The 26,368-nt window shown below is 45.8% G+C and carries 22 protein-coding genes, 1 tRNA gene, 1 pseudogene and 1 other annotated feature; of the genes and pseudogenes, 19 read left to right on the forward strand and 5 right to left on the reverse strand.

From position 1 onward, the window contains the following. Positions 1-3: 3 nt before the first annotated feature. Together H6F63_RS11355 and H6F63_RS11360 are read right to left on the reverse strand one after the other, a co-directional pair. Positions 4-909, reverse strand: a complete 906-nt coding sequence (locus tag H6F63_RS11355) for a vWA domain-containing protein (RefSeq protein WP_190637413.1) — start codon at positions 907-909, stop codon at positions 4-6. Between the two features lie 281 nt (positions 910-1,190). Beyond that, the gene (locus H6F63_RS11360) at positions 1,191-2,828 is read right to left on the reverse strand and encodes an ABC transporter substrate-binding protein (protein WP_190637415.1); all 1,638 of its coding nucleotides are present in this window, start codon (positions 2,826-2,828) and stop codon (positions 1,191-1,193) included. A gap of 457 nt (positions 2,829-3,285) precedes the next feature. Here H6F63_RS11360 and H6F63_RS11365 point away from each other — a divergent pair, with 457 nt between their 5' ends. The 4 genes and pseudogenes from H6F63_RS11365 to H6F63_RS11380 all read left to right on the forward strand — a co-directional run bounded on the left by H6F63_RS11365 (position 3,286) and on the right by H6F63_RS11380 (position 6,746). Beyond that, entirely contained in the window at positions 3,286-3,828 is a 543-nt protein-coding gene (locus H6F63_RS11365) for a GIY-YIG nuclease family protein (protein ID WP_190637417.1), read from the forward strand. Between the two features lie 59 nt (positions 3,829-3,887). Beyond that, positions 3,888-5,696 carry a serine/threonine-protein kinase gene (locus H6F63_RS11370; protein WP_190637419.1) on the forward strand — a complete coding sequence of 603 codons (1,809 nt, stop codon included), beginning with the start codon at positions 3,888-3,890 and terminating at the stop codon, positions 5,694-5,696. Between the two features lie 334 nt (positions 5,697-6,030). Next, positions 6,031-6,234, forward strand: a pseudogene (locus H6F63_RS11375) (serine/threonine protein kinase); the annotation flags it as partial. Between the two features lie 212 nt (positions 6,235-6,446). Continuing rightward, a complete protein-coding gene (locus H6F63_RS11380) occupies positions 6,447-6,746 on the forward strand; it encodes a hypothetical protein (RefSeq protein WP_199297958.1) in 300 nt (99 codons plus the stop codon). A gap of 20 nt (positions 6,747-6,766) precedes the next feature. On the opposite strand, the gene H6F63_RS11385 is transcribed toward H6F63_RS11380, so the two are convergent. Beyond that, positions 6,767-9,157 carry an ATP-binding cassette domain-containing protein gene (locus tag H6F63_RS11385; protein ID WP_190637423.1) on the reverse strand — a complete coding sequence of 797 codons (2,391 nt, stop codon included), beginning with the start codon at positions 9,155-9,157 and terminating at the stop codon, positions 6,767-6,769. A 111-nt stretch (positions 9,158-9,268) separates the two neighbouring features. On the opposite strand from H6F63_RS11385, the gene H6F63_RS30480 reads away from it, so the two are divergent. Together H6F63_RS30480 and H6F63_RS30960 are read left to right on the forward strand one after the other, a co-directional pair. Next, a complete protein-coding gene (locus tag H6F63_RS30480; RefSeq protein ID WP_277876390.1) occupies positions 9,269-9,394 on the forward strand; it encodes a hypothetical protein in 126 nt (41 codons plus the stop codon). A 396-nt stretch (positions 9,395-9,790) separates the two neighbouring features. Continuing rightward, the gene (locus H6F63_RS30960; RefSeq protein WP_199297959.1) at positions 9,791-11,236 is read left to right on the forward strand and encodes a serine hydrolase; all 1,446 of its coding nucleotides are present in this window, start codon (positions 9,791-9,793) and stop codon (positions 11,234-11,236) included. 757 nt (positions 11,237-11,993) lie between these two features. Here the strand turns inward: H6F63_RS30960 and H6F63_RS11395 are convergent. Continuing rightward, entirely contained in the window at positions 11,994-12,740 is a 747-nt protein-coding gene (locus tag H6F63_RS11395) for a creatininase family protein (protein WP_190637425.1), read from the reverse strand. Positions 12,741-12,910: 170 nt separating this feature from the next. Between H6F63_RS11395 and H6F63_RS11400 the strand changes: the two genes are divergently transcribed. The 3 genes from H6F63_RS11400 to phoU all read left to right on the forward strand — a co-directional run bounded on the left by H6F63_RS11400 (position 12,911) and on the right by phoU (position 16,057). Next, positions 12,911-13,663 carry a response regulator transcription factor gene (locus tag H6F63_RS11400; RefSeq protein ID WP_190444507.1) on the forward strand — a complete coding sequence of 251 codons (753 nt, stop codon included), beginning with the start codon at positions 12,911-12,913 and terminating at the stop codon, positions 13,661-13,663. Between the two features lie 197 nt (positions 13,664-13,860). After that, positions 13,861-15,159, forward strand: coding sequence for a HAMP domain-containing sensor histidine kinase (locus H6F63_RS11405; RefSeq protein ID WP_190637427.1), 1,299 nt, complete (start codon positions 13,861-13,863; stop codon positions 15,157-15,159). 226 nt (positions 15,160-15,385) lie between these two features. Next, on the forward strand, positions 15,386-16,057 hold the full coding sequence (gene phoU, locus H6F63_RS11410) for a phosphate signaling complex protein PhoU (RefSeq protein ID WP_347269547.1): 672 nt from the start codon (positions 15,386-15,388) through the stop codon (positions 16,055-16,057). Here the strand turns inward: phoU and H6F63_RS11415 are convergent. After that, positions 16,054-16,263: a hypothetical protein gene (locus H6F63_RS11415; RefSeq protein ID WP_190637430.1), complete on the reverse strand. Its 210-nt coding sequence runs from the start codon at positions 16,261-16,263 to the stop codon at positions 16,054-16,056. The two genes, phoU and H6F63_RS11415, sit on opposite strands and share 4 nt — an antisense overlap. A 9-nt stretch (positions 16,264-16,272) precedes the next feature. Here H6F63_RS11415 and H6F63_RS11420 point away from each other — a divergent pair, with 9 nt between their 5' ends. From H6F63_RS11420 to rplJ, 10 genes are all read left to right on the forward strand, one after another. Further along, positions 16,273-18,537: an alkaline phosphatase PhoX gene (locus H6F63_RS11420; RefSeq protein WP_190637432.1), complete on the forward strand. Its 2,265-nt coding sequence runs from the start codon at positions 16,273-16,275 to the stop codon at positions 18,535-18,537. Between the two features lie 185 nt (positions 18,538-18,722). Continuing rightward, positions 18,723-20,699 carry an iron uptake porin gene (locus tag H6F63_RS11425; protein ID WP_190637434.1) on the forward strand — a complete coding sequence of 659 codons (1,977 nt, stop codon included), beginning with the start codon at positions 18,723-18,725 and terminating at the stop codon, positions 20,697-20,699. Between the two features lie 462 nt (positions 20,700-21,161). Beyond that, positions 21,162-22,256, forward strand: coding sequence for a phosphate ABC transporter substrate-binding protein PstS (gene pstS, locus H6F63_RS11430; RefSeq protein ID WP_242019672.1), 1,095 nt, complete (start codon positions 21,162-21,164; stop codon positions 22,254-22,256). Between the two features lie 272 nt (positions 22,257-22,528). After that, positions 22,529-22,891, forward strand: coding sequence for a 50S ribosomal protein L19 (gene rplS, locus H6F63_RS11435; protein ID WP_190422946.1), 363 nt, complete (start codon positions 22,529-22,531; stop codon positions 22,889-22,891). A 91-nt stretch (positions 22,892-22,982) separates the two neighbouring features. Further along, positions 22,983-23,055: transfer RNA gene (locus H6F63_RS11440), tRNA-Trp, on the forward strand. 256 nt (positions 23,056-23,311) lie between these two features. Then, positions 23,312-23,536, forward strand: coding sequence for a preprotein translocase subunit SecE (secE, locus tag H6F63_RS11445; RefSeq protein ID WP_190444501.1), 225 nt, complete (start codon positions 23,312-23,314; stop codon positions 23,534-23,536). Further along, entirely contained in the window at positions 23,533-24,192 is a 660-nt protein-coding gene (gene nusG / locus H6F63_RS11450; RefSeq protein ID WP_190422942.1) for a transcription termination/antitermination protein NusG, read from the forward strand. Before secE ends, nusG begins: the two co-directional genes overlap by 4 nt. Positions 24,193-24,201: 9 nt before the next feature. Then, positions 24,202-24,627, forward strand: a complete 426-nt coding sequence (gene rplK, locus H6F63_RS11455) for a 50S ribosomal protein L11 (RefSeq protein WP_190422940.1) — start codon at positions 24,202-24,204, stop codon at positions 24,625-24,627. Between the two features lie 150 nt (positions 24,628-24,777). Continuing rightward, positions 24,778-25,494: a 50S ribosomal protein L1 gene (rplA, locus tag H6F63_RS11460; RefSeq protein WP_190444499.1), complete on the forward strand. Its 717-nt coding sequence runs from the start codon at positions 24,778-24,780 to the stop codon at positions 25,492-25,494. A gap of 83 nt (positions 25,495-25,577) precedes the next feature. Beyond that, positions 25,578-25,757, forward strand: a sequence feature (ribosomal protein L10 leader region). A 44-nt stretch (positions 25,758-25,801) separates the two neighbouring features. Beyond that, entirely contained in the window at positions 25,802-26,356 is a 555-nt protein-coding gene (rplJ, locus tag H6F63_RS11465) for a 50S ribosomal protein L10 (protein ID WP_190637438.1), read from the forward strand. Positions 26,357-26,368 lie beyond the last annotated feature (12 nt).

A 26,368-nucleotide genomic window follows, 5' to 3' on the forward strand; every position in this document is an offset into this window, starting at 1 on the left:
TAATCAACACGACGAGAAAAAGGGTAAATCAAGTATTTTCCAGATTTGCCAAATAATTATTGGCGTAAGTACGCTCCAAAATAAAGCATTGCCTAGAGATAATTGTCCAGAAAGATTCATCGGTAACTTGAATAAACCCTGAAAGATGAACTTATCAAGAATCAGAGTCAGCATCCACATCAACGCAATCCAAGCAGCACCTAGCCATAAGATAATCCATTGGCGGTTACTGTTAAATCGAGTAAAAAATCTTTCTGTAAAAAACCTTTGGAGATTACTGGTTTCACCAGACGCATAAATGCCGCCTGTAGTGAAAGCTGTTAATTTTAATTCTGGGGAATCTGCTCCGACTACGATTGCATTAACCTTAACTTTACGCGCCACAGCATTACTTACAACATTCGGTGATACATTAGCACCGCCATCCGTTACTAATAATAATTCCCGGCAGCGATCGCTAACTCCACTCAGTGCTTCTGTACCTTTTTGAATTGCTGCATTGATGTCTGTGGTATTATTCGCAACTAACTGAGGTAAATCGGGATTTTGCAAGGCTTGGGTTAATTCATCGCTTACCTGTTTGCTATCAGTTTTAAATTCGTTACCTGTAAGACTTTGCACCACACCCCCAAACCCTAAAATTTGCACTTGGTTGGCGTTTCTTAACTGGGCATTTTCTGCCAAATACGACTGTACGGCTTGCACTTCCTGGTACATAATCGTACCAGGGGCGTTGAACTGCGTGCCGTAGGTGCTGGTGCTAAGATCCAGAGCGATCGCTACCGCAACTTTTGGTCTACCCAGCCCCAATAACCAGCACAAAAGCGCTGCTATTAAACAAAGGGAAAGAAACATTAACGGAATCTGGAATAGAGGATACCGCCAGAATGCGCGACGAAAACTACTCATGGGATGTTGGGCGTGCGATCGCTAAATTGGTAGACAAAATTAAATAAAACCTCTCCCCTTGTAGGGGCGGTGAGTCTTGACAATTTTTTCTAGTGTAGCGGTGCCTAAACCTATGGTTTAGAGGGGATCTGTCCTTGTTTGCATCACGTTTTGATCCTCCCAACCCCCCTTGGAAAGGGGGGCTAGGAAGAAGTTGCACATGGTTTAGCCTTTCCCCCCCTTCCCTGGTAGGGAAGGGGGCTGGGGGGTTAGGTTTTTTGTCCATATACTTACCCCTCTACTTAAATTGGATCGAATTGATATTTCGATCCGGCTGGCCCATTTTTACCGGGAACAGCTTTAACCAAAGGAACCTCATTGAGAACATTAAAATCGGTTGCAGTTCCCGTAATCGGGATACCAACTTGAAGTTGCTGCGATACTCCAGAACGGTTAGGATTTTGGCTGAAGGCAGTTGCTAAAGCTTGAGTAGCATCATAAGCTGTGGCAGTGCGCCAGCTGACTCTTCCTTTCCAAATTGTGGCGGCTTGATTTGCAAATGGATCGTTTGGCTGGGAACTCCAGGGAACCGCCAAAACGATGTTTTGAATTGCATCTCCCCCTTGGATTAAAATTGCAGGGTTATAAAGTTCATCGCCGCCAATTAATTCTAATGATTGATTAGCTTTAGCGATCGCAACGGCTTGATCGGCTTTGTTTTTACTTAGTGCCAAAAAGCCAATTTTCGCCCCAGCGTTGGTAACATCGGCAATGGTAGCAGCAGCATCAAAGCCAGCAGCATTAATATCTACTTCTTTAACGACTTTGCCGTTAACTTGAGATAAAGCAGCTGTGAATTGATCTTTGAGTTGCTGACTGTATTGACTATCAGAATTGTAGAAAACGGCAACAGCAGCGGGAGATTGCTTAGAGTTTGCGTATTTCGCCAAGGTAGTGCCAACAGTTTTTAGGTAACTTCCTAACAATTCGTTGGCTTTTTTGGCCAGAGAAATTGTTTGCAAAGTTGATTGACCGCTGCTATTGGGGGTGATGCTGGTGCTGATGGGAGAAAGTACGGTTAAGCCAGCTTGTTCGTAAAGCGCGATCGCTTGTTGACTTCCATTATCTACCCCATGTCCCAGCACTCCCAAAATATTCGGCGACTTAATCAAATCTTGCGCCAGGGAAGCTGCTTTTTGCGGTTCAATATCATTGACAATTACCACCTCCAACAAACGTCCAGCCGTCGGAGGCGAGGCGTTAAACTTGTCCTGATATTGTCCGACACCCCGAAGAACTTCTTTCGCTGTATCGGGGTTGGGGGTGACGGGAACCACAACAGCCATCGTCAGGGGATTTCCAGCTTTTTTAGCTTGGGCGTTGTTCAGGTAAATTTTGCTTTCCGGGTCGTTGGGGTTGGCGGTGACGGCTTGCTGGTATTGCGTGATCGCATCATCCCATTTCTTCTGGGCAAAAGCCAATGCCCCGGCTTGTTTTGCCGGATTTGTTGCACCCGCAAACAATATCTTTTCACCCTGACTAATCAGCTGGGCGTTTGCAGATGTATCGCTGACAATTGCTTGCGGATCTGCTGGCGCTACTGCTTCTGTACTAGCTGTGGAAGGTTCAGAAACGCTAGAAGTAACTTCCGCAGGCTGCTTCCCTTGTAAAACTTTATATAAACCAAATCCTGCTAACAGTGCGATCGCAATTCCCGCCACAATGAAAGCTAATCGCGCCGACGACTTAGAACCGGGAATACTCGACACAACAGTTTTCTGACTTTTTTTGCCCCCCGCGATCATTGCCTCTTTAGGCAAGCCACACATAATACAGTCTGGCCCGTGATTTTCCTGCGGTGTATGGGGTTCAGTGCTAGGGTACTGTTGATTGTTATTTTTAGGTACACCGTCGCAAATCCATGTGCCTTGAGGATTCAACTTTCCCAATCTCCGTGATAACCCTTTTGGTCTTTACTTATTGTAGTAATTACCATCTTCAACCCACAGAGGGAATGTTCCACCCTTGTCTACCCTCTAAGTATTAATTGTTGTTACAAAAATATTTGGAGCGCGATCGCCCAAATAGGGCCATCCTAATCAAAAAGCCCCTACCGTATAGGGTTTCTCAGTTGGGTGGAACATATTGCGGTTCTAACGTTTGGTAGAGGCATCGCATTGCCATACCCCTACAGATGTATTGCATGCAACCCTTGAATTGCTATAGCAACCTTCTCTGGCCTAGACGATTTAATATATGTAGGTATGTAAGATGCGTTATGATCCGCTCCTCTCTCAAGTGGCACTCGCCTTCATCTGGAAAAAATCTAAATAAAGATTATCAACATCCTAGATGCGCTCATAAAAAGTAAGATATAAAAATTTCCTGAAAATCTCAATGACTGATAACAACATTCCCCCTCTCGCCAGTTTAGAATACATCCCTTACATTGACGAAAACGGACATTTGCCTGAGCAATGGCAGGGAAAAATTGGCGTATACGCAGTTTTTGATGATGAAAAAGTGCTGCAACTGATTAACTATTCTCGCGATATCTCAGTCAGCATCAAACAACATCTAGTGCGCCAACCTCAACACTGCTACTGGCTAAAAGCACACATTATCGAACGCCCTAACCGTACCATTCTCGAAAGTATTCGAGATGCTTGGATTGAAGAAAATGGTGCGATACCAGTAGGGAATAGTTCTGAAAAAGAAAAATGGAATGACCCCATCGACGCAAAACTAGCGATGACAGCCGAGGAGCAGGCGAAGTTTACGAGCCTAACGATAGATGAAATAGGACAAGCAAAACTGTTAAAAAATGTAGCACGGCGAGTTGAAGAAGAAATCTTCACAGAGCTAAAAGCCCGTGGCGTACAAGTGGAACTCCGCTTCAATCCCAAATTAAAAGAAAGTGGCTTACTTGACCTAAAATAATTGCGGCTCTAAAATTCCCGTTTCGTCTTGGCACAAACCCTCGCTTGTGATTTTATCTCATGCCCCCATTGCTGAACAATCGTTATAAAATTATCCAGACTCTGGGAAGTGGTGGATTTGGCAACACCTTTCTAGCAGAAGATACTCATATGCCTTCGGGTCGTCGCTGTGCAATAAAACAGCTGAAGCCAATAGCAAACGACCCCCAGATGTTCCTACAGGCTCAAACTCGTTTCCAGCGAGAAGCCGCAATTTTAGAGGATCTGGGTGAAGGCAGCAATCAAATTCCCAAGTTATACGCCTACTTTTCGGAAGCTGGGCAGTTTTATCTGGTTCAGGAATTTATCGAGGGTCAAACGCTGACGAAGAAGGTGCAAGCCGAGGGAGTGCTTTCTGAGAAGGCGGTTAAGGATATTCTTGTGAGTTTGTTGCCAGTGCTGGATTTTGTCCACAGCAAGCGGATGATTCACCGGGATATCAAGCCGGACAATATTATTATCCGGCAGCGGGATGGAAAGCCGGTGCTGATTGATTTCGGTGCTGTTAAGGAAAGTGTGGGCGCGGGGAATACTGCCGTAGGGAACGCCGTCGCCTCGATGGTAATTGGTACGCCGGGGTTTATGCCTTCGGAACAGGGAGTAGGACACCCAGTATTCGCCAGCGATTTGTACAGTTTGGCGCTGACGGCGATTTATTTGCTGACTGGGAAACTGCCGCAAGATTTGCAGAGTGACCCCCGAACTGGGGAAATTTTGTGGCATCAATACGCATCGAATCTCAGTCCCGGCTTTACGGCGGTGTTGGATAAGGCGATTCAGTCGCATCCACGCGATCGCTTTTCCACTGCCAGAGAAATGCTTGATGCTTTACAATCTAGTGCCGCTTTTACCCCAACTCCTGCACTTTCTGACGTAGCAACAGTAGCAGTGTCTCCTGGTGCTGGCGCTAACATTCCGCCTACTCCTGTATATCCACAAACAGCAAACACCACACCGCCTGTCGTTGGTCAACCCCAACAGCGGAATCCTTTGCTGATCGGACTTTTAATTGCATTTGGTTTGGTAAGTGCGGCTGTAGCTGGCACCTTTCTTTTTACCAGAGGCCCGCAGTCGCCCGACCCGGTAGCCTCATCTCCTCCCCGCGCCGAGGAACCAATCCCCAGACAAACACAGCTAACCCCTTCTCCAACGCCTGACAATTCGCCTGTAACCCGCGACGAACCAACACCTTCCGTAGCGATCGCGCCAACCCCGACACCAGAACCCGTGCGCGAACCGGAACCTACGCCAACCCCTGAACCCGAACCCGTGCGGGAACCGGAACCTGCGCCAACGCCTGAACCAGCACGTCCCACACCGGAACCAGCACGTCCCACACCGGAACCAGCGCGTCCCACACCGGAACCCGAAAACAATAACCCAGCGCCAAACGTATCTACCAGGGTTCCGACATTTCCAGTCGGTACAGCCAGAAGCGACGTACAAGCAGCACTCGGCAAGCCAAGCAAAGATGTCAGTGGTCTTTGGAGGACACGCGCTGTAATTTATGAAGTGGTGCCAGATCAGATTGACCTTGGCTACTTATTCGATCGCACTTCTGGACGGCTTCGGCAAACAGAGGTATCCTTTGCCGACTCGGTAGATCCTCAAACGATTTCAACCACATTGAATGGACTTTTACCCAGTGGTGCATCCCCAGATATTCGCCAGGGACTCCGACAAGTGCAACGAGGGCGACGCACTTCTTATACTTTCACTCAAGGCAACTTAAGAGGAATGATTGTGCGGCAAGATTGTAATGTTATTTACATTAGTATTTGGGATGCAGATTTACATGAATTTAATGTTAGTTCTGCTCGAAAGTGTTAAAGCTAAAACACGGTAAACTGAACATCTCACTTTTTTAAAGCGCAACAGCGACTAACGCCAAGTACGAACAAAGCAAGCCGTAGCTTAGCAGGATTTTAAGGTCGCTTATGCGGTCTTTGTTTGTATAGCGTCATGCTTTATTCTGAGCAGACTAAATTAGCTTTTTTGTCACAATTAAGTAGATGGGTAATATAAACTACTCAGATGCGATCGCATCTACCATAATTGATATTTAGATACTGAGTGACACTGATGAGAGACCGGGTACTCTAGGTGCTACAGGAAAGAGGTAATTACCGATTACCGATTACCAATTCAAAATTGGCATAAGTCAATGACACCAACACTCCTAAACAACCGCTATCGAATCATTCAGACTCTAGGAAGTGGTGGATTTGGCGATACCTTTCTCGCAGAAGATACCCAAATGCCATCGCAACGCCGCTGCGTGATTAAGCAGCTGAAACCGATAACAAATAACCCTCAAATTTACCAACTGGTGCAACAGCGGTTTCAACGAGAAGCGGCAATTTTAGAATAACTTGGGGAAGAAAACCCGCAAATTCCGCGTTTATATGCCTATCTTGAATCAGTAACCACCAAGTTGTAGGTTGGGTTGAGGAACGAAACCCAACCTACGTAAGGTTTGGATTTTTAGCTTTAAGTGAACCGTATTGGGTTACGAGAGGGTTTATGCTTTTCTGGTTCAATCGACAAAAAAAGTTGGAGGAGTTTTTGCAGCGTTCTCCAATGAGCGACGAAGAATTTATGAATATGGTCAGATTGTCGGGGGATCTATTCAAGAAAGCAGCCAAATGCTATCGCTCAAAATTGGGAGAAATGTTTCGCGTTCCTCCTGAGAAGATATATCCAGATGATAGTTTTAGTGAGTTAGCTCGCCTTGGGACTTCAGACTGGGACATTCTTGAGATCGTTCTTTTCCTAGAACAAATATTAGAAGTTGAACTTGATGATACAAAAGTTCCTGAATGGAACTTGAAAACGACTGTAGGACAGTGGATAATAGACTTACTTGTAAGGGGAAGCTGAGACACCTGCCCCACTGAGAATTAAAAAATATCTTTTCGCTTCTGTAACCACCAAGTTACTGTTAAATAAACAAAAGTGTGCAGCAACAATATACCCCAATTTAAACCCAAATTATCCCACGTTGCAGCGTAAATTGGTGTCTTTTCAAAGGGCATGGGAGCTAGCGTACCATTAGGTAAATAAATCGGGTCGGGAACCATAGCATTAATATTTACCAAAGAACCATAAGCGCCAACAGACCAGCGGCTTAACATTAGCCATGATAATTTGCTGGCGATGCCTTCCATCTTAAATAAGACACCGGAAAATATAATTTGAGGTAATAAAAGTAGAGGTAACGCACTATTGGCTTGACTGCTATTTTTGACAATAGCTGAGACAAGTAAACCCAAACTCATGCTGGTGACAAGAGTAAGAAAAGTAGTAATTGCAAGTCCCATAGTCCACGGAATTAGCTCAGGGGTGGGAGATTTAAAAAATATTAAAATTACCAGTGACATTAACAAACTTTGGAGTAAAGCAAGCCCCGAAAGTATCAATATTTTAGAACCGAGATAGGGGATTAATCCTAAATTAACCAATCTTTCTCTCATGTAAATCGCCGCTTCTTTCACAATTTCTTGTAAGGAACTGGAAAGCCCAACCCAAATAGCGGCACAGGTAAAGACAAATAATACTCGCAATGCTAAAGGTGCGAGACTTGGGTCGGATTCGCTACCTACAACGAGGGGATTTTTACCTTGAATTGCCAAAGGAATCAAGGCAATACCGATGGGAGCAGTTAAAAGGGATAATCCTAGATAGATGCGATCGCGTCTGATCAGCTTAAAATAGCGATCGCTTAATATAGCTAGCTGCTTAAAAGGAGAGATATTAACTTTCTTCGGCGTTTCCTCGTTCTGTTGTAGCACCTGAGTTCCACCACCGATGTAATTGCCGATATAATTTTGATAATCAGGAGATTTGTGAAAATCTGCCGAAATTTGCTTGACAGTCGCCTCTGTTTCTGCGTCTGTTTCCTTCTCCAACTGAGTGTAAATATCGGCAAAATCGCCAGTTGTAATCCCAAAAAACTTTAGCGCGTCATTAGGCGAACCAAAGTAACAAAGCCGTCCACCGCGACCGAGAAAGATAATGCGATCGCATATTTTAATATTCGCCGTTGCATGAGTAACTAAAATAATCGTGCGTCCCTCCAAAGCCAATTTCCGCAACAGCTGCATCATCTTCTTATCTAAACCAGGATCAAGTCCAGAAGTCGGTTCATCTAAGAAAAACAACTTTGGATCAGCTAAAAGTTCTACCCCAATACTGACTCGCTTCCGCTGGCCGCCGCTGAGATTTTTTATTAGCGCATCCCGCCAATGAGACATTTCAATATCCTTAAGCGTTTTTTCTACCACCTGTTCCACATCCGTATCTGGCGGTAATCGCAAGGACGCTGCATAAGAAAGCACTTCCGCCACCGTTAAATCCCGGTGCAAAATGTCATCTTGAGGCACATACCCAATTTGGGTGCGATAAATATTAAAGTCCTTTTGCAAATTGTCCCCATTGAGATAAACCGCGCCGCTAGCCGTCTCCTCAATCCCTAACAGCGCCTTCAGCAACGTAGATTTCCCAGTTCCACTTCCGCCCACCAAAGCCACAAATTGTCGCGGTTCAATTGCCAGAGAAATGTCATCCAGCCGCCCTTTTATTACCAGATTCTCAGCATCAAGGCGAATTTTATCGCCTTGGTCGAGTATCATCAAATCATCACCGCGCAACACCAGGGTAAACGGCCCAATCCGAATCATGGCACCCGGTTGTAGCACTGCCGAACCTGTCACTTTTTGCCCATTTACAAACACACCATTTTGACTATGATCTTGCAAAATATAGCGCCCCTGAGCATCAGCATCAATGGTGGCGTGGCGACGAGAAACTATCGGCGCATCCAATTGCAAAACGGCATTACCGGAGGGTTCGCGACCTAGTTCCACCGACTGATTTTTTAGGGAGATAGAACGCAGCAGGGGTTGCGTTGCTGTCTGAGAACTGGAAGGATTAAAATATCGCAACTGAATTAAGTTTTGGGGATTCTGTCCAATATGAATTTCAGTGGCGTTTTCCAGGCGATACCCTTCAGTTGGTGTTATCCGCGTGTGATTGAAAAATAGCCCATTGGTACTGCGCTTGTAACCATCCCCGTCATGGATGCGGTAGTCATCCCCTTCCTTACGTAACACAGCGTGACAACCAGAGATTACTCCCCAGTCATCAGGAAGCACCAAATCGGCCCGTTCAGGGTCGCGGCCCAGGAAATGTTGATTTTCCTTCAGTTCAAAACGTTTGATCTGCCCTTTATTATTTAGAACTATGAAGGGACTTGTGCTGACAACGGTTGGCTTGCTGGGTTTGCGGATCATTTCAAGTAGTTGTTAGTTGTTATTCTTTACTGGTTAGGCTTAATATATTTATCCATGATATCTGCATTTTTAAGCTGCCACCATAGTTGAAACATCAGAGTGTTTTTGCTTATGAAAATTGAAGAAGTATTATCCTATAGAGGCATTATTCATTTGGACACAGATATTAAGAATGTTATTCCTGTCTTTGTCGGAACCCGTGCGCCATTAAAGGCACTTTTCGACAATCGCGAATAAGATAGTTAGATAAACTTATGGCGTTTCCCTAGATGAAAAATTGGATATTTCAAATCTTTATACGCCTGAATAAAATTTTATTCATACTTTAGCCAAATCTTCTTTATATTAAAATTTGAGTAAAATAAAAAAATGCTAACGTTTTCTAATACTCGCACTGATAACTTATTAACGAGCTAAATCATATAATCAAATTCTAAAACAAGGTATAGCAATTTCCCTCCATTTATGAAACTCTCTTTTTTCTCTCCCTCTGCGCCTCTGCGCCTCTGCGGTTCATTAATATTCCTATAAATCGGATTGCTGTATGAACAAGCCTCCGAAACCACGCCATATTTCGGTAATTAATTTACTCAAAAATTGCTTCAAGATCCAAAATTGTAAAGGGTGTAGATAGTGCGTCCAAAACCGCCACCAGGATGGGATGAGATTGACGAAGAGATTGCCGAACTGGAGGCAGAACTTGACCATACTTATCAAGTAATTGAAAATTTACGGTTGCAGAATGTGCAACTAAAAAAACAAATTAATTACTTAAAAAAGCGCGAAAAGCAACAACAGGACAAGCTTAAAAGAAAGCGGGTTCCACCGCCAAGTTCGCCCAACCGAAAGCCTAAACCAAGACAAGCTTCAGGTAAAACTCCTAAGAGGCGCGTATCTAAACGCCGCGTTAAACTTTCTTGTCTGCAATTTATCTTACTAGCGATCGCAGTTGCTACAATCTTCACAACTCTAGGATTATTTGTCACTCGCCTAATAATTCAGCGTCCGACAAGGCCATCTGTCGAACCATCCCCAACTGTGCCACAAACGCTGTATTTACCTCCTTCCCCACCGATATTTTCAGACTTACCTCAAGCAGCCTCACAACCAGTTCCCTCGCGTTTACCAGGACGAGAAAATTCCGAAGTTGTCTATAACCTCACGTCCCCACCAAGCTTTCAGCAAAGCGCCAGATTGCAAGAAATTGTTGATGGAATTGTGAGACTTGTTGCTGCTAGGGATTTTCCTAAGAAACCTTTATCTATCACCTTAATAGATGTAAAGCGTAAAGAAATTGCCGGATATAGACAAGATCAATTGCGATATCCTGCCAGCGTGATTAAAATGTTTTGGATGACGGTTGCTTATGCTCAAATAGAAAACAGCATTTGGGAAAATGAGGGTGATTTTAATATATATATATCTAAAATGGTTCAGGATTCTGATAACCAGGCGGCTAGTTTCATTCTTGACAGTATAACCAACACCGAATCTGGTTCAAGAAAATCAGAAGCAGAATTTCAAGTTTGGCTAAATAAACGTCAACAAGTTAACAGATTTTTTCAAGCCGCAGGCTATGAGAACATCAATATCAACCAAAAGACTTATCCCGTTTATTACCTAAAACTTCCAGAACCGAAAGGTATCGATTTGCAGATGCGAGGAGATCCGCAAAATCCTATCCGCAATCAAATAACAACAGACCACGCCGCCAGACTTATTTACGAAATTTGCGCGACTGGAGAGGCTGTTTCACCAGCAGCAAGCGAAAAAATGTGCGGATGGCTAATACGAGATTTGCGTCCGGAAGTTTGGAAAAAACAGTGGCAAGATCCTGGTGATTTTAACCCTATACGAGGTTTTTTTGGCGAGTCTTTAACTAAGGCTGACGTAAAGTTCGCTTCCAAAGCTGGCTGGACTTCCAATTCACGGCAAGAGGTAGCTTTTGTGGCGACGAAAGATGGCGAAACGGCTTATGTTCTGGCTGTTTTTGGTAACGATGACGCTTATGCTAATGATGGGAAAATTTTTCCTAGAATTTCTCGTTTAGTTTTTAAACGAATGAGAGCTAGTAATTAATGGTAATGATTTAATCGCGATCGCATCTTTAAAATTCATAGCACGACAGCCTATCGCGATCGCATACCCACCGTCATAAAACTTTACTTTTCCATACCCGCGATAAGTTCGTCGCCTCACCGATTGTCTTCACATAGCTGTATGCTCATCTCATAGGTTCAAAAACCGTCATCAGAACAAATACTAGAACTTCATACAATCTTCACGCAATTATTTCTGTGTTAATACCTATAGAAACCGCTTGAGCTAAGGAAAAAAGCTAGTTTTATCAGTATATTTACCTTGCTTGTATAAAAATAATTGCCTTTTTTTGATGAAGATTCCGTATAACTACTAGAAATTTCTTGGTACGCTATGTAGTATTTGATAAATAGACTTGTGTTTATAAAAATTATGTACAACTCTCAAGAAGCACCATCCCTAAGTAAGAGTTTTAACACAGAGAGTGAATTTATTTTCCCAAACCAGATCAAAATTAGCCGCCGAAGCCGCCGCTTAGTATTTTCTAGGTTCCTGCTGTTGACGTTTGTAGGTTCTATTTTGGGAATATTGTTAGGAGCGGGGCTGAGTATAGGCATGGCTATACTCGCTTTTATTGTCTTGTGGACAATATTGATTAGTGTTAGTTCAAGTTGATTGTCTGTTGGGCCTGTGCGAATTAGGGAACCCCAATCATCTTTAATATTTGTTGGGTTTTTACTTCAAACGCCACGCACCCCCGTGCGAGGGTGACTTCCATTCCCTACAACTACAACTCTTATTCCGCATTCAAAAATTCTAAATACCCATTGCTGAGTTCCTTCACAGCTAATTCATAAAACTGCTTGCCGTGTTCGGGTGTCGCCAAAGCAGGATTAGAACCCATGCGCCCATCAGGATAACGCACTCGGAAGTCAGCAGCACCATAAATTTTGTATCCAGAATTAACTTCCGCTGCAAGAGGTGCTTGCTTAATCGCCTCTGGATAGACATATTGAGTTACAGCAACTTCACTAGGCGTAGCATGAGAGCCTTCTTGGTCGCCGTATAATTCTTTTGCCAGTTTGTAGACCGATCCGCACATGAACCAGTTACCTACTTGACACTTTACTAAGTGGGCATTGGGAAGATTTAAGTCGGCTAAATGAGCATAAGTCTCAGCGAAAGCAGCCTTCAGTGTTGCAATATTGCCACCATGACCATTAATAAAGAAAAACTTGGTAAAACCAGCTTTAGCTAAACAAGTAATATATTCTTGAATCACCTGAATCATTGTGCTGGGGCGCAAGCTAATCGTACCGGGAAAAGCTGTGTGGTGCAAAGCCATACCAACATTGATGGTAGGGCCAACGATTGCGCTGATAGATTCTCCCACACCACGAGCGATCGCTTCGGCACAAATCGCATCCGTCCCAATTAACCCAGTAGGCCCGTGTTGCTCTGTCGAACCAATCGGTAAAATAATTCCGGTAGAGCTGACTAAATAAGCTTCTACTTCAGTCCAGGTACTTAAGTGCAGCAGCATATAGGGTAAGGAGTGCTTTCTCTCTCGTCAGGATCGCCAGATGCCTCAATTAATAGCGCATCGACTCTATCCTAGCTAGGTTGTGGAATTGTATACCAGAAGATAAATCCTTAGGGCAGCGATTTTATTGTATGAATGAGGATGGAAATATACTCTCTAGTTTCCCTATTATGCTTTCTCTAGACCTACCGAAGAGTGCTTCTAGTCCAGAACTAGGGCGAACCAGTAAAGTTCTGGTTGTTGAAGATGAGGATCTCATCCGAGAAATGTTAGTTTTGGCTCTAGAAGAAGAAGGCTACGAGGTAGTCACAGCCGCCGACGGACGTAACGCTTTAAACTTTCTTCAGAGTGAATACCCGGCTAGTATAGACTTCCCGTTTGATTTGGTCATTCTCGATTTAATGCTCCCGCAAGTCAATGGGCTGGATTTATGCCGTTTGTTGCGTTATCAAGGCAACCCAGTACCGATTCTGATTCTCAGTGCCAAAGCTAGCGAAACTGACCGCGTTTTAGGCTTAGAAGTAGGAGCCGATGACTACCTAACCAAGCCTTTCAGTATGCGCGAATTGGTGGCGCGGTGTCGTGCCTTGTTGCGCCGCCAACGCCTGGGCAATTTGCCCCAAGCCCCAGTGCTGCAATTTAAGGATGTCACACTTTATCCTCAAGAGTGCCGCGTAGTTGTTCGGGGAGAGGAGGTTAACCTTTCGCCAAAGGAGTTTCGACTGCTGGACTTGTTTATGAGTTATCCTCGCCGAGTTTGGTCGCGTGAGCATTTGATCGATCAGGTGTGGGGCCCCGATTTTGTTGGCGATAGTAAAACAGTTGATGTTCATATTCGCTGGTTGCGAGAAAAATTAGAACGCGACCCCAGCCACCCAGAATACATCATTACAATACGCGGCTTTGGCTATCGCTTTGGCTGAAAAAGTGTTGAGTTTTGAGTTTTGAGTTTTGAATAGAAAGTAGGCATTAGCTGATCGTAATTGTCATGATTCAGAGATTTCTGTAATATCTGATACCTAACCGAAATGTATAAGGGAGGGTTAATCGGAAATTAAGCTTTACGATTAAACTAATTGCTTTAATTCAAAATTCAAAACTCATAATTCAAAACTTTTTTATGACCCTTCTGGCATTTTCCCTGGGGCTGGCTTTAGGAATAGGGTATTGGCACTGGCGGCAAAACAAGCTCTACCGACAGTTGGAGCAAATTCTGCGGTTGCTGCCCTCAGGAGCAGAGGGGGTGTCCTTACCGCTACTGTCTCTACTGCGGCGAGGAATTTCCCTCTCTAACCAGCATTGTCTTGAGCTAGAAACCCAACTGAAAATCGATCAACAAATTCTGCAAGTTGCCCCTTTGGGATATCTTCAGGTTGATGAAGAAAACCAGCTAATTTGGTGTAACGAGCAAGCGCGACTATTGTTACAGCTTCACCGATGGGAACCAGGACAGGTGCGCTTGCTGCTGGAGTTGGTACGTTCCTATGAACTCGACCATCTGATTGAGCAAACTCGTCATCAGCAAAAACCTGGTGAGCAAGAGTGGGTTTTTCATCCAGATTGTGCGGATGCAGCGATCATAGCTGAAATGCGTGGTCTCACCTTACGAGCATCCAGTTGGCCTTTACCAAACGGGCAAGTGGGAGTATTTCTGGAAAATCGGCAACCTCTGGTGGAACTTTCCCAAGCACGAGATCGCTGGGTAAGCGATCTCGCCCACGAACTCAGAACCCCCCTCACCTCCATTCGTTTAGTAATCGAAACCTTACAGAAACGCTTGCAGCAAGACAAAGAGCGTCAGTGGGTTGACCGCCTCCTACCAGAAGTTAATCGGTTGATTAACCTAGTACAAGATTGGCTAGAACTGAGTCAGCTAGAGCAAGACCCCAGCAAACATCTTTCTCTCAAATCAGTAGAACTGCATAACTTAATTTATTCTGCCTGGGAAACCCTAGAGCCATTAGCGCGACAAAAGCAACTGAGTTTGAAATATTTTGGCCCCGATACCCTTTACCTAAAAGCCGACTCTTCCCGCCTCACCCAAGTTTTTCTCAACTTACTCGACAACAGCATTAAATACAGCCCCAACGAAGGCACCATCCACATTGAAGTAACTCTCCTCCCTACAGAGGATGCCCCCAACTCAGTGCAAATTCATATAATTGACTTTGGCATAGGCTTCCCAGAATCCGATTTGCCTCATATTTTTGAGCGACTTTATCAAGGAGATCCCTCTAGGCGGCGACACCACGAGTTGTCTGGAACTTCGGAAGATTTGCCAGTGCGGGTAACGACTGGCAGCGGTTTAGGTTTAGCGATTGTGCGTCAAATCATCTTGGCGCATGGCGGTTTGGTCAAAGCCAGAAATCATCCAGAAACAGGCGGCGCATGGCTACACATAGAATTGCCTTTGTCTTAATCCCGGATTGCCATTCCAAGTTAGCCACTTCCACTCAGGAAATAAGCCTTAAATTCCTAGCACCGTCAAATCACTTTAGTATTAAATGTACTTTTTGATACTTGTACTTAAAATTTACATCTATCTTTAGATAGTATTTATTAAAGTCTACAGACATACAGCTAAATTAAAAAATTTCAGCCATTGTAATGTAGAGATAACTGTCCTTTTTTCCTCACTAGCAGCTGTGGTAAATCTTTCCTCTAAACACGGCAATTCAGAACGTATCCAATTCGAGCGAAAAACCAGGAGCTTAGCAAGAGATGTTTTGCGGATGGGAGCCTTAGTAGAAAACTCCTTCCGTCTGGCGCACCAAGCTTTATTTTCTCGTAACCTGGAGGCTGCAAGGGAAATTCCCTTGCTAGATAAAGAAATTGACCGCTTTTATCGCCAGATCGAACTAGATTGTTCTACTCTCATGACTCTGGAATCCCCAGTAGCACAGGATTTGCGCCAGCTAAGTGCCTATATGCAACTGGTGCGAGATTTGGAACGAATTGGTGATTATGCCAAAGATTTAGGAGAGATTGCCGTTAAACTCTTTCCTTATCCGCCTCATTCTTGTCTACCTGAGATTGAAGCTATGGCTCATCATGCCCAAGCCATGTTAGCGTCGAGTTTAGTGGCACTGGCAGATTTGGATGCCGCCGCGGGGAAGGCTATCAAGCAGCAGGACGATGCCGTAGATACCGCCTACGAAACCGTTTATCAGACCTTGGCCTTTCAGCGGGATATCAAAGGGGTGATTGAACCAATTCTGCTAATGGTGTTGGTGATTCGTCACCTAGAACGGATGGCAGATCATGCTACCAATATTGGGCAACGAGTGGCATATATTGTTACTGGTACTCGCTCTTAAAGTTGTTTGTCTGAGGTGCCTTGGTTTGCAGCCGGACGCGGAGCTTCTTCTTCATTCCCAGGCTGCGGACTGGGAATGAGAATGAGTAATGGCTTAACCTGAAGATTACCAAATGCTAACTTACTACTAAACTTGCCCATATAAGATGTGGTGTCCATGTTGAAGACGCATCCTAGTAGTCCTAAGATAGTTGCCGTAATCCACACATTCAGTTAATGAAGCTCAAGCGCAGAGATTTCTTGCTTTTCTTGGGAGGGAGTGTCGGTGTCGTCACCTTGGGGTCTCTCAAATCTTGCGGAAAAAATTCCCCGTTTTTAGCAGAATTTAACCAAGGAGTAAAGAAACTAGGTTTCAAACCAGTTAAGGGAACAATGCCCTTGGCAACTGACAACCTGGAATTAACCAAGCAAATCGCAGATTACACGACGTATGAAGTGGTAGATGACTTGGTGTTGCCGGAAGGCTTTACTTATGATGTTGTTGCTGCTTGGGGCGACAAAGTAGGGGATTCTCGCTTTGGCTATAATAACGACTATTTATCTTTCGTCGAGACGGGCAAAGATGAAGGGTATCTCACTGTCAATTTTGAGTACATTAGTGCGATTCCCTGGTTGGAAACTTATCAGCAGGTGATTGGTAAGCCTCTACCTTTGTCCCAGGTACAAGCGGCGCTTCAAAAAGCTGGGAAGGATGGAATTAATGCTTATGCTTTGCCAGATAATGACCCGACGAAAGCACAAATTAGAGAAATTGTCAAGGAAGCTCTAATAGACCAGGGAATGGGTGTAATTTCCATTCGCAAAGGTGCTAACGGGAAATGGGTGCGGACAAATTCTCCATCTGACCGACGGATTAGTGGGATTTCTGGTTTAGAAGATGGTCGGTATCTGAAAGCCACCGGGCCTGCTGCGGCTGTGTTTCGCAAAAAGCAGGGAATGGGCTATGTAGATGGATTAGGCGATCGCATAATTGGCACCTTTGGCAACTGTGCTGGTGGAACAACGCCTTGGGGTACGGTGCTGAGTGGGGAAGAAAATTTTCAGGTGCAGGTGCCGGAACCAGTGTATGCCGATGGTACAGCTTTCGCGCCCAAAGAGCGCACCGTGACTATTGACGACGAGGAAGTGTCTGGTCAGGGTAATGTATTCGGATTAGCTGGGAACAAGTATGGCTGGATTGTGGAAGTAGATCCAGCAAATCCCAAAGATTACGGTACGAAACACACTTGGTTAGGACGCTATCGCCATGAAGCTGTGGGGGTGCGAGTTGAGACTCTTAAACCACTGGCATTTTATTCAGGATGCGATCGCCGTGGCGGACATATCTACAAATTCGTCAGCCAAGACGTTGTTAACAATCCCCAAGACAAAGCCAATTCCCAGCTACTAAAACAGGGAATGCTTTACGCCGCTAAATTTAACCCAGACGGTTCAGGGCGTTGGATTCCCCTTTCCCCAAACACCCCAATCGATCCAGATTTGCCTAGCAACGTCGCTGGGGAGATGATTCCTTTACCCGAAAGAAAAGGGGGAGACAAGGTAAAAAAAGCGTTGTCCTCCAAGTCCCCAGCCCCCAGCCCCTCTGGTGGCTACTTCAAAGCTGATAAAGATGAACTCAGCACCAGTTTCAAACAGCAGTTCAAGACGCTAAATCACCTCTACACTGGCAACCCAGAAGAGAAACAAGGGGCAATTCTAATTGATGCCCATTATGCCGCTAATGCTGTTGGAGCAACCTGTACCGCCCGCCCAGAAGACACAGAAATTGCGCCAGATGGTTCGCTTTACATCTCCTTTACCTCCGGTTCCCCCGGCGGCGACGGCGGGCCAGACAAGCGCATCTTCAAGGGGCCAAAGGGAGAAATACCTTATGAGTATGGCTGGGTTATGCACCTAATTGAAGATGGCAATGAACCAGGGGCGAAAAGCTTCCGCTGGCAGATGTTAGCCACAGGAGGCGAACCTGCTCTTGGAGGAATGGGTTTTTCCAATCCAGACAACCTGTTGATTGCTCCAGACGGTAATGTTTGGATGGTTACAGATATGTCCACCTCCAAACACAACAAAGCCGTTACCAGTCGTGTTGATGCTGAGGGTAAGCCGCTTGAAGAGACTAACTTACAGGGGATATTTGGCAACAACTCCATCTGGTTTATTCCCACAACTGGAGAGAATGCAGGTAAGGCGTACTTGTTCGGTATGGGGCCAATGGAGTGCGAAACGACTGGGCCATTTTTTACCCGCGACCAGCAGACATTGTTTCTCGCGGTGCAACACCCAGGCGAAGCCAATGGCATTCGCAAAAACCAGGCTACAGAAACTCGTCAATTTGCCATGAAAACTTTAGAGGGTCAAGATTTTATCCAAAATCGGGCAGTGCCAATAGGCTCTAACTGGCCTGGGAAAAATGCCAATGACCCGCCCAAGCCTGCGGTGGTTGCCATTAGTCGGTCGGATTCTCAACCGATTACCTCAGTATGAGCCGACTTAATAATTACTATGAGTATCCGTAAAATGGGGGATAGGGAGGAGATAAACAGTGTAATCCTGAAAACAGACGTGTAACAAGTTTGGTGGTAAGGTAAAATTTTGTAAAACGTTCTCAAAAGTGTTCCATTAAATCCGGAACGTTCTCGGTGAGTCCAGTTAGGTGTGAGGAAAAACTAATGTTTAATTTTGTCTGGAATGCTCTAAAACTGGGGCCAGCCTTATTGGGTGCATCTTTATTAATTGCAACTAGCACCCTCGCCGCCCAGAAACCTGCCGCCGAAAACGCGATCGCTCCAATGGCACCAGCTGCCGAGAGTGAAGCAGCTGGTACACAAGAAACGATTGTTCAGTCGAGCGAAGCGGCTCAGGAACAGTTAAAGGAAATCGCGATCGCGCCTGTTGCCCAAGAAACTCAGCAGCCCCAAGTTGAGCAACTAGCTGCCCAACCAAATATCAACATTGCTCCGGTAGCTGAGACACCAGTAGCCGAGAACGCAAGTCCAGCGCCAGTTGTGGCAGAAAGCACAACCGTGGCACAAACACCCGTAAATAGCGCTCCAGCAGTTCAAAACACAGAAGTTTTAGAACAAATCAACCGCTACAACGGTGAAACTGGTTCCTCTGATTCGATGGATCAAGTAACCAACATTTCCCAGCTGCGGGACGTGCAACCGACTGACTGGGCTTATGAAGCACTGCGAAGCCTAGTTGAGCGTTACGGTTGTATTGCAGGTTATCCCGATGGCACCTATCGTGGCAATCGCGCTCTTTCGCGGTTTGAATTTGCCGCCGGATTAAACGCTTGTTTGCTGCAAATTGAAAAATTGATTGCCGCTTCCACCGCAGATTTCGTTACCAAAGAAGATTTGGCAACACTTCAGCGGTTAATTGATGAATTTGGGGCAGAACTGGCAACCCTGCGGACGCGGGTAGACAACCTGGAAGCTCGCACCAACTTCCTAGAAGAAAATCAGTTTTCTACCACTACCAAACTGGCTGGTGAAGTTATCTTCGCAATTGCTGATGCCTTTGGCGAAGACAGAGCTGTAGCTTCTGGTCAGCCTGATTCAGATCAGGACATAGAAGCAAATACCATTTTAGCCAACCGGGTACGTCTGAACTTTGACACCAGCTTCACCGGACGCGATCGCCTGAGAACTCGCTTGGAAGCTGCCAACATCCCCTCGTTTGGTTCGGGTCTAACTGGCACCAACATGACCCGCTTGGGATTTGAGGGAACAGGTCCGGTCAATACTGATAACGATGTTGCCGTTGACGAACTTTACTATCGCTTCCCCGTCGGTCAAAGACTAACTGTTCAACTTGATGCCATCAGGGGTGAGTTCAACGACACGGTTATCCCCACTGTCAACCCCTACTTTGAGAGCAGCGGCAGTGGCTCCATCTCCCGCTTCGGTCGTTTTAACCCCATCTATCGGTCTGGGAACCCAACTGGCGCAGGTGGCGGCGGTGGCGCATCCTTTAACTACAGCATTAGCAACGCCTTGTCCTTGTCTGGGGGTTACTTTGCCCGACGTTCCAACGACCCAGGCGAAGGTCGCGGTCTATTTGACGGTACATATGCTGCTCTGGGTCAGTTGACCTTCCAACCTAGTAACGCCTTCTCCTTAGGTCTAACTTATGTCCACGGCTACTATTCTGGCAGTAATAACGATGTCAGCGTCTCAGCAGGTACAGGCAGTAGCTTTGCTAATACGCCTTTTGGTGGTGGAGTTGCTACGACATCGAATTCCTACGGTTTGGAAGCTAACCTGCGCCTCAGCCCTCGCTTCTCCCTTGGCGGTTGGGTAGGTTATACCAACGCCGTTGCTGAAACCAGTCCCGCAGGCCCGGCAACGCGAGGATCTAATGCAGACATTTTCAACGCTGCTGTGAACGTGGCTTTCCCAGACTTGGGTAAACGAGGCAACCTGCTGGGTTTTGTCTTCGGTATACCACCTAAAGTTACCGATAACGAGGTGGATGGTCGTGAAGATAACGATACCTCTTACCATCTAGAAGGTTTCTATCGCTTGCGGGTGACTCCTAACATCGCTATCACCCCTGGTCTGATCGTGATTCTGAATCCAGAACACAACGATAACAACGATTCCATCTACGTTGGAACGATTCGGACAACCTTCACGTTCTAAAAAAGAAAAAAGGCAAAAAAAGAATTTTTCATTTTTGCCTTTTTTCTTTTAGATGATTGCCTCTCATTGATTGGTAATCAAATTTTCTCGTTTCTAGTTTCGGCTGGGAACGAGAAATCAGAGATTTGCTGAGATTAAGAAGTTTGTGAGGTTACTCTAAACTTCAAAAGTCCGCTTGGCTAAAGCCTTCTAATCATCCCCATCCTGATTGCTTAACCTTGATATTACCAATAATTTACCTTTGCATAACCTTGCACAACTAGCATGGGATGGAAAATGGGAGCATCAAGAGTTTTGTAAATACATAACTCTTGTGGGGTGTGGGATCGGCTTTCATCCGCTACTGGTGCGTCGGTGGTACACCAGAGGTTATCACCACCTTTTTTAGATGCACTCGAAAAATTTTGGCAATCATTCAGCGTCAGCTTTTACCAAAACTCAAAGATTAGTATGTTTTCTTCAATGCGTTCAACACGAAAGGCTTTTGTATTTTCTGCGATCGCCCTCTCCATGAGTTTGAGTGGTTGTCCTTCAAACAACCCACCAGCTTCTCCGCCAGCAGCAACGGGTGGTAGCCCTGCTCCTGCCGCCAACGCTGGGGGCGGCGGTGGCAACGCCAGCATCACTGGTGCTGGTGCTAGTTTCCCTGCTCCTTTATATCAGCGGTGGTTTTCTGAATACAACAAGCAAAATCCCAACGTCCAAGTCAGCTATCAATCCGTGGGTAGTGGCGCTGGGGTAGAACAGTTCACCCAGGGAACCGTGGACTTTGGAGCCAGCGATACAGGCATGAAGCAAGAGGAAATCGCCAAGGTTGCCAAAGGTGCTGTACTGTTACCTATGACAGCTGGAAGCATTGTATTAGCATACAATCTTCCGGATGTCAAAGGACTGAAGCTACCACGCGCAGTTTACACCGATATTTTCTTGGGCAAAATTAAGACTTGGAATGACCCGAGAATTGCCCAAGCCAATCCTGGATTGACATTACCAGACAGACCGATTACGGTTATACATCGCTCTGATGGTAGCGGCACCACTGCCGTCTTCACAAACCACCTGAGTGCAATTAGTCCAGATTGGAAAGGCGGCCCCGGCGCAGGTAAAACTGTCAACTGGCCTGTGGGAGTTGGTGCTAAAGGTAACGAAGGTGTCACCGCCCAGCTGCTACAAAGCGAAGGCGCAATCGGGTACGTTGAGTACGGCTATGCCAAGCAACAAAATATCCCTGTAGCAGCTTTGGAAAATAAAGCAGGCAAGTTTATTGATCCCAGTGGCGAAGCTGCTGCCAACACTCTAGCCGCAGCGACTCTACCAGCCGACTTACAGGTTTCCATCACCGATCCAGAAGGGGACAATTCTTACCCAATTGTTACCTATACCTGGATCATGGCTTACAAAACCTATGAAGACCCCCAAAAGGCACAAGCCTTGAAGAACGTTCTCAACTGGAGCTTAACTGAGGGGCAAAAATACAGTGAGGAGCTAGGATACGTGCCTCTTCCCGCGCCAGTCGTCCAGAAGGTTCAAGCAGCGGTTAATAGCATTCAACCGTAAAAAGGCTCTAATCGGCTCCCCCCAGCCCAAGGGTAAATTGGGGGGCTAATTTCCAAATCACAAAGGGGAGTTGGGGCGATCAAGTCTTAAGCGAAAAGTCTTCATATGCCGCTACTGCCCTTAAAAAGGTAGAAGGTAAAATTGAAAAATTCCTCAATTTTACCTTCTACCTTTTTTTCTAAATGCTCGCTCCATTTAAAGTTGGAATTAGCTATAGACAAACAACCGGGCATTAAGATAAGCTAGGAGGCTGTGAGTTTTTTACAAAACCAATGAATGCTCAGGAAATAATTCACTCCATTGAAGCGGAGCAACTGAAAAAGGAGCTACCCATAATCTATGTGGGAGACACTGTTAAGGTTGGGGTAATTATCCAAGAAGGCGGCAAAGAACGGACGCAGCCATACGAAGGTGTTGTTATCGCTAAAGGCGGTAGCAGCATAAACTCCACGATTACCGTGCGGAGAGTATTCCAAGGGGTAGGCGTTGAGCGAGTGTTTTTGCTTCATTCTCCAAGAATAGAAAACATCAAAATTATTCGCCGTGGTAAGGTGCGTCGTGCTAAACTGTATTACTTACGCGATCGCATTGGTAAAGCTACTAGGGTTAAACAACGGTTTGACCGCAACTCGTAGTTGAAATTGGAAAGGTGATTTCCGATTGATGCCACAAGGGGTTAAACTGGAAACTAGAGAAGTTTAGGCGATCGCTCTGGCTTCCACCTGTGCGCTCTTAGTTCAGTTGGTAGAACGCAGGTCTCCAAAACCTGATGTCGGGGGTTCAAGTCCTCCAGGGCGCGCTCTCAGCACAAATCAGGACTGAGGACTGAGTAAAAAAGTGAAAAACTCAAGACCTTAGTTACAAAGCTCTGCCCGAAGGGATCTTTAGGGTTGGATAGCCAGCCTCAAAGATATAAACTTTCGGGTAGACTTATGTTGTGTGGGTAGTCATTCTCGTTTCAAGTTGAAACATTGAAAGGTTATAACAACATTTCAACCGTTAAAACGTTCAAACGCCAAGGGACAACCTACATCTGAATTCACGGGAGAGATAGTGTGGCAAAGAAAAACGAACCAGAAAGCACAGAAAAAAATCCTGGGTTTAACGTATCGAACTTTGTTCAGGAAACCAAAGAAGAACTGAACAAAGTTGTCTGGCCCAGTCGGCAGCAGTTGATCAGCGAATCTGCGGCTGTGCTGCTAATGGTGACTCTTTCGGCGACTATGATTTATCTTTTCGACGGTTTGTTTGCATGGGCAGCAAAGCAGGTGTTCGGATGAGTTATGCAGCGGACGACGATACACAAGATTTCGAGCAACGAGAAGAAAGCTCCAATGCGCCTGTAAAGTCTAGATGGTATGCTGTTCAGGTTGCCTCTGGATGTGAAAAGCGTGTCAAGACAAACCTGGAACAGCGCATTCAAACCCTGGATGTCGCAGAGCGAATTTTACAGGTAGAGATACCTCAAACCCCTACCGTAAAAACGCTCAAAGATGGCAGTCGCAAAACCTCGGAAGAAAAAGTTTTTCCAGGTTATGTGCTAGTCCGGATGCGACTAGTTCCCGGACAAGATGGTGAACTGGAGATGGACGACGAAGCTTGGCAAGTCGTCAAAAATACTCCAAACGTAATCAACTTTGTCGGGGCAGAACAAAAACGCCGCTACGGAAGAGGGCGCGGACACGTAAAACCGTTGCCGCTGAGTTTCTCGGAAGTGGAACGGATCTTTAAACAAACCACCGAACAGGCACCAGTAGTCAAAACTTATCTGGCTAATGGAGATAAAATTATCGTCCTTTCTGGCGCGTTTAAAGATTTTGAAGGCGAGGTAATTGAAGTCAGCCCAGAACGGAGCAAGCTGAAGGCGTTACTATCGATTTTTGGACGCAATACGCCAGTAGAATTGGAGTTTAATCAGGTTCAGAAACAAGGCTAAACAGTCAAGATGGCAAAGAAAGTTGTTGCGGTCATAAAACTAGCTCTAAATGCTGGGAAAGCTAACCCCGCCCCTCCGGTGGGGCCGGCTCTAGGTCAGCACGGTGTAAACATCATGGCGTTTTGCAAAGAGTACAACGCCAAAACATCTGACCAAGCGGGAATGGTGATTCCAGCAGAAATTTCAGTCTATGAAGACCGCAGTTTTACGTTTATTCTCAAGACACCACCAGCATCAGTTTTGATTCGCAAGGCAGCTGGCATTGAGCGCGGCTCTAACGAACCAAATCGGAAAAAAGTGGGGTCAATTACACGGGGGCAACTGCAAGAAATTGCCCAAACCAAACTACCTGACATCAATGCCAACGACATTGATGCGGCAATGAAAATTGTCGAAGGAACGGCTCGAAATATGGGCGTGACAATTTCGGATTAGTCACTGAACGTTAAAACGTTGTCAAGTTGTAAGGTTGTAAGGTTGTAAAAACTTGACAATTTTAAAACGTTAAAACGCCGAAGGACAACGGACAAACAACACTTTATCGGGGGAGAGGCGACACCTCGTTAGTGACCCCAGGAGAGAAATATGACAAAGAAACTATCTCGCAGACTTCAAGAACTGCAAAAGAAAGTTGAAGATCGAGTCTACCAACCGATAGATGCTCTAAACCTGTTAAAAGAGACAGCAACAGCAAAATTTTCCGAATCAGCTGAGGCACATATCCGGTTAGGAATTGACCCCAAGTATACCGACCAACAACTGCGAACCACGGTGGCTCTGCCTAAAGGAACTGGACAGACAATTCGAGTCGCTGTAATCGCTCGTGGGGAGAAGGTACAAGAAGCAAGTGCTAACGGTGCGGATATCGCCGGGTCTGAAGAGCTGATCGATGAAATCCAAAAAGGTATGATGGATTTCGACCTGCTGCTGGCAACCCCGGATATGATGCCACAGGTAGCAAAACTGGGGCGTATGCTAGGCCCACGGGGTTTGATGCCTAACCCCAAAGGGGGGACGGTGACATTTGATTTGGCGGGTGCGATCGCAGAGTTTAAAGCTGGTAAGCTAGAATTCAGAGCAGACCGCACTGGCATCGTTCACGTTATGTTTGGCAAAGCTGCCTTCCCAACTGACGACTTGCTGGTGAATCTGAAAGCATTGCAGGAAACGATTGACCGCAACCGTCCAACCGGAGCCAAAGGTCGCTACTGGCGCACGATGTACGTATCGGCGACAATGGGGCCATCAATTCAACTTGACATCAACGCTCTGCGCGATTTTAAGTTCGGTGATGCTGCCTAAAATTTAGATTTCCTAGGGTGGGCTTCTTCCCAGCCTAGGAAAGGAAGGATACAAGGAGAAAGATTTCAAGATTTAAGCCCAATAAACTGAATAAGTACGCGCCGGAGACAGCAGGAGCGATCATATGCTTAATTTCCTGCTTAGGTTTGCGCCTTTATCGCATCAAGTATCAATCTTCTAGCCGCAAGTAGCATGGCAGAAGTGATATTAAAGATGCGATCGCTCCTACCCCGGCTTTACCACTGGGGTTTTTTATTGGGCTTTTGAAAGTTTGGCATTCTGCACTTAGTAAGGAGGTGAAACATAGATGGGTAGATCGCCAGAAAATAAGCGCGAGATTGTCGCTGATCTCAAAGAAACTTTGGATCAGTCCAACTTGGCACTTGTGATTAACTACCAAGGGCTAACCGTTGCTGATATTACTGACTTGCGGCGGCGACTGCGCCCAAGTGGCTCAGTGTGCAAGGTGGCGAAAAACACCTTCATGCGAATTGCCGTGGACGGTAACGATACCTGGCAACCAATGACGGAATTGCTCACTGGGTCTTCCGCCTTCCTGCTAGTAAAAGACGACTTGAGCGGCGCTATCAAAGCTTATCAAGACTTCCAAAAAGCCACCAAGAAGACAGAACTTCGCGGCGGTGTCATGGAAGGTCGCTCTCTTAGTGAAGCTGATGTCAAGGCACTTGGTGACTTGCCCTCGAAGGAACAACTCATGGCGCAAATTGCTGGGGCGATCAATTCGTTGACAGCCAAGATTGCCATCGGTATCAACGAGGTTCCCGCTTCGCTGGCACGAGGTTTACAAGCGGTGTCCGACAAGCAAGAAGGTGGCAACGCCGAGGGCGATGCTGCTGCATAGATGCCTGACGAC

The sequence above is a fragment of the Trichocoleus sp. FACHB-40 genome, assembly GCF_014695915.1.
GTDB classification, from domain to species: Bacteria; Cyanobacteriota; Cyanobacteriia; order Cyanobacteriales; family FACHB-T130; genus Funiculus; species Funiculus sociatus.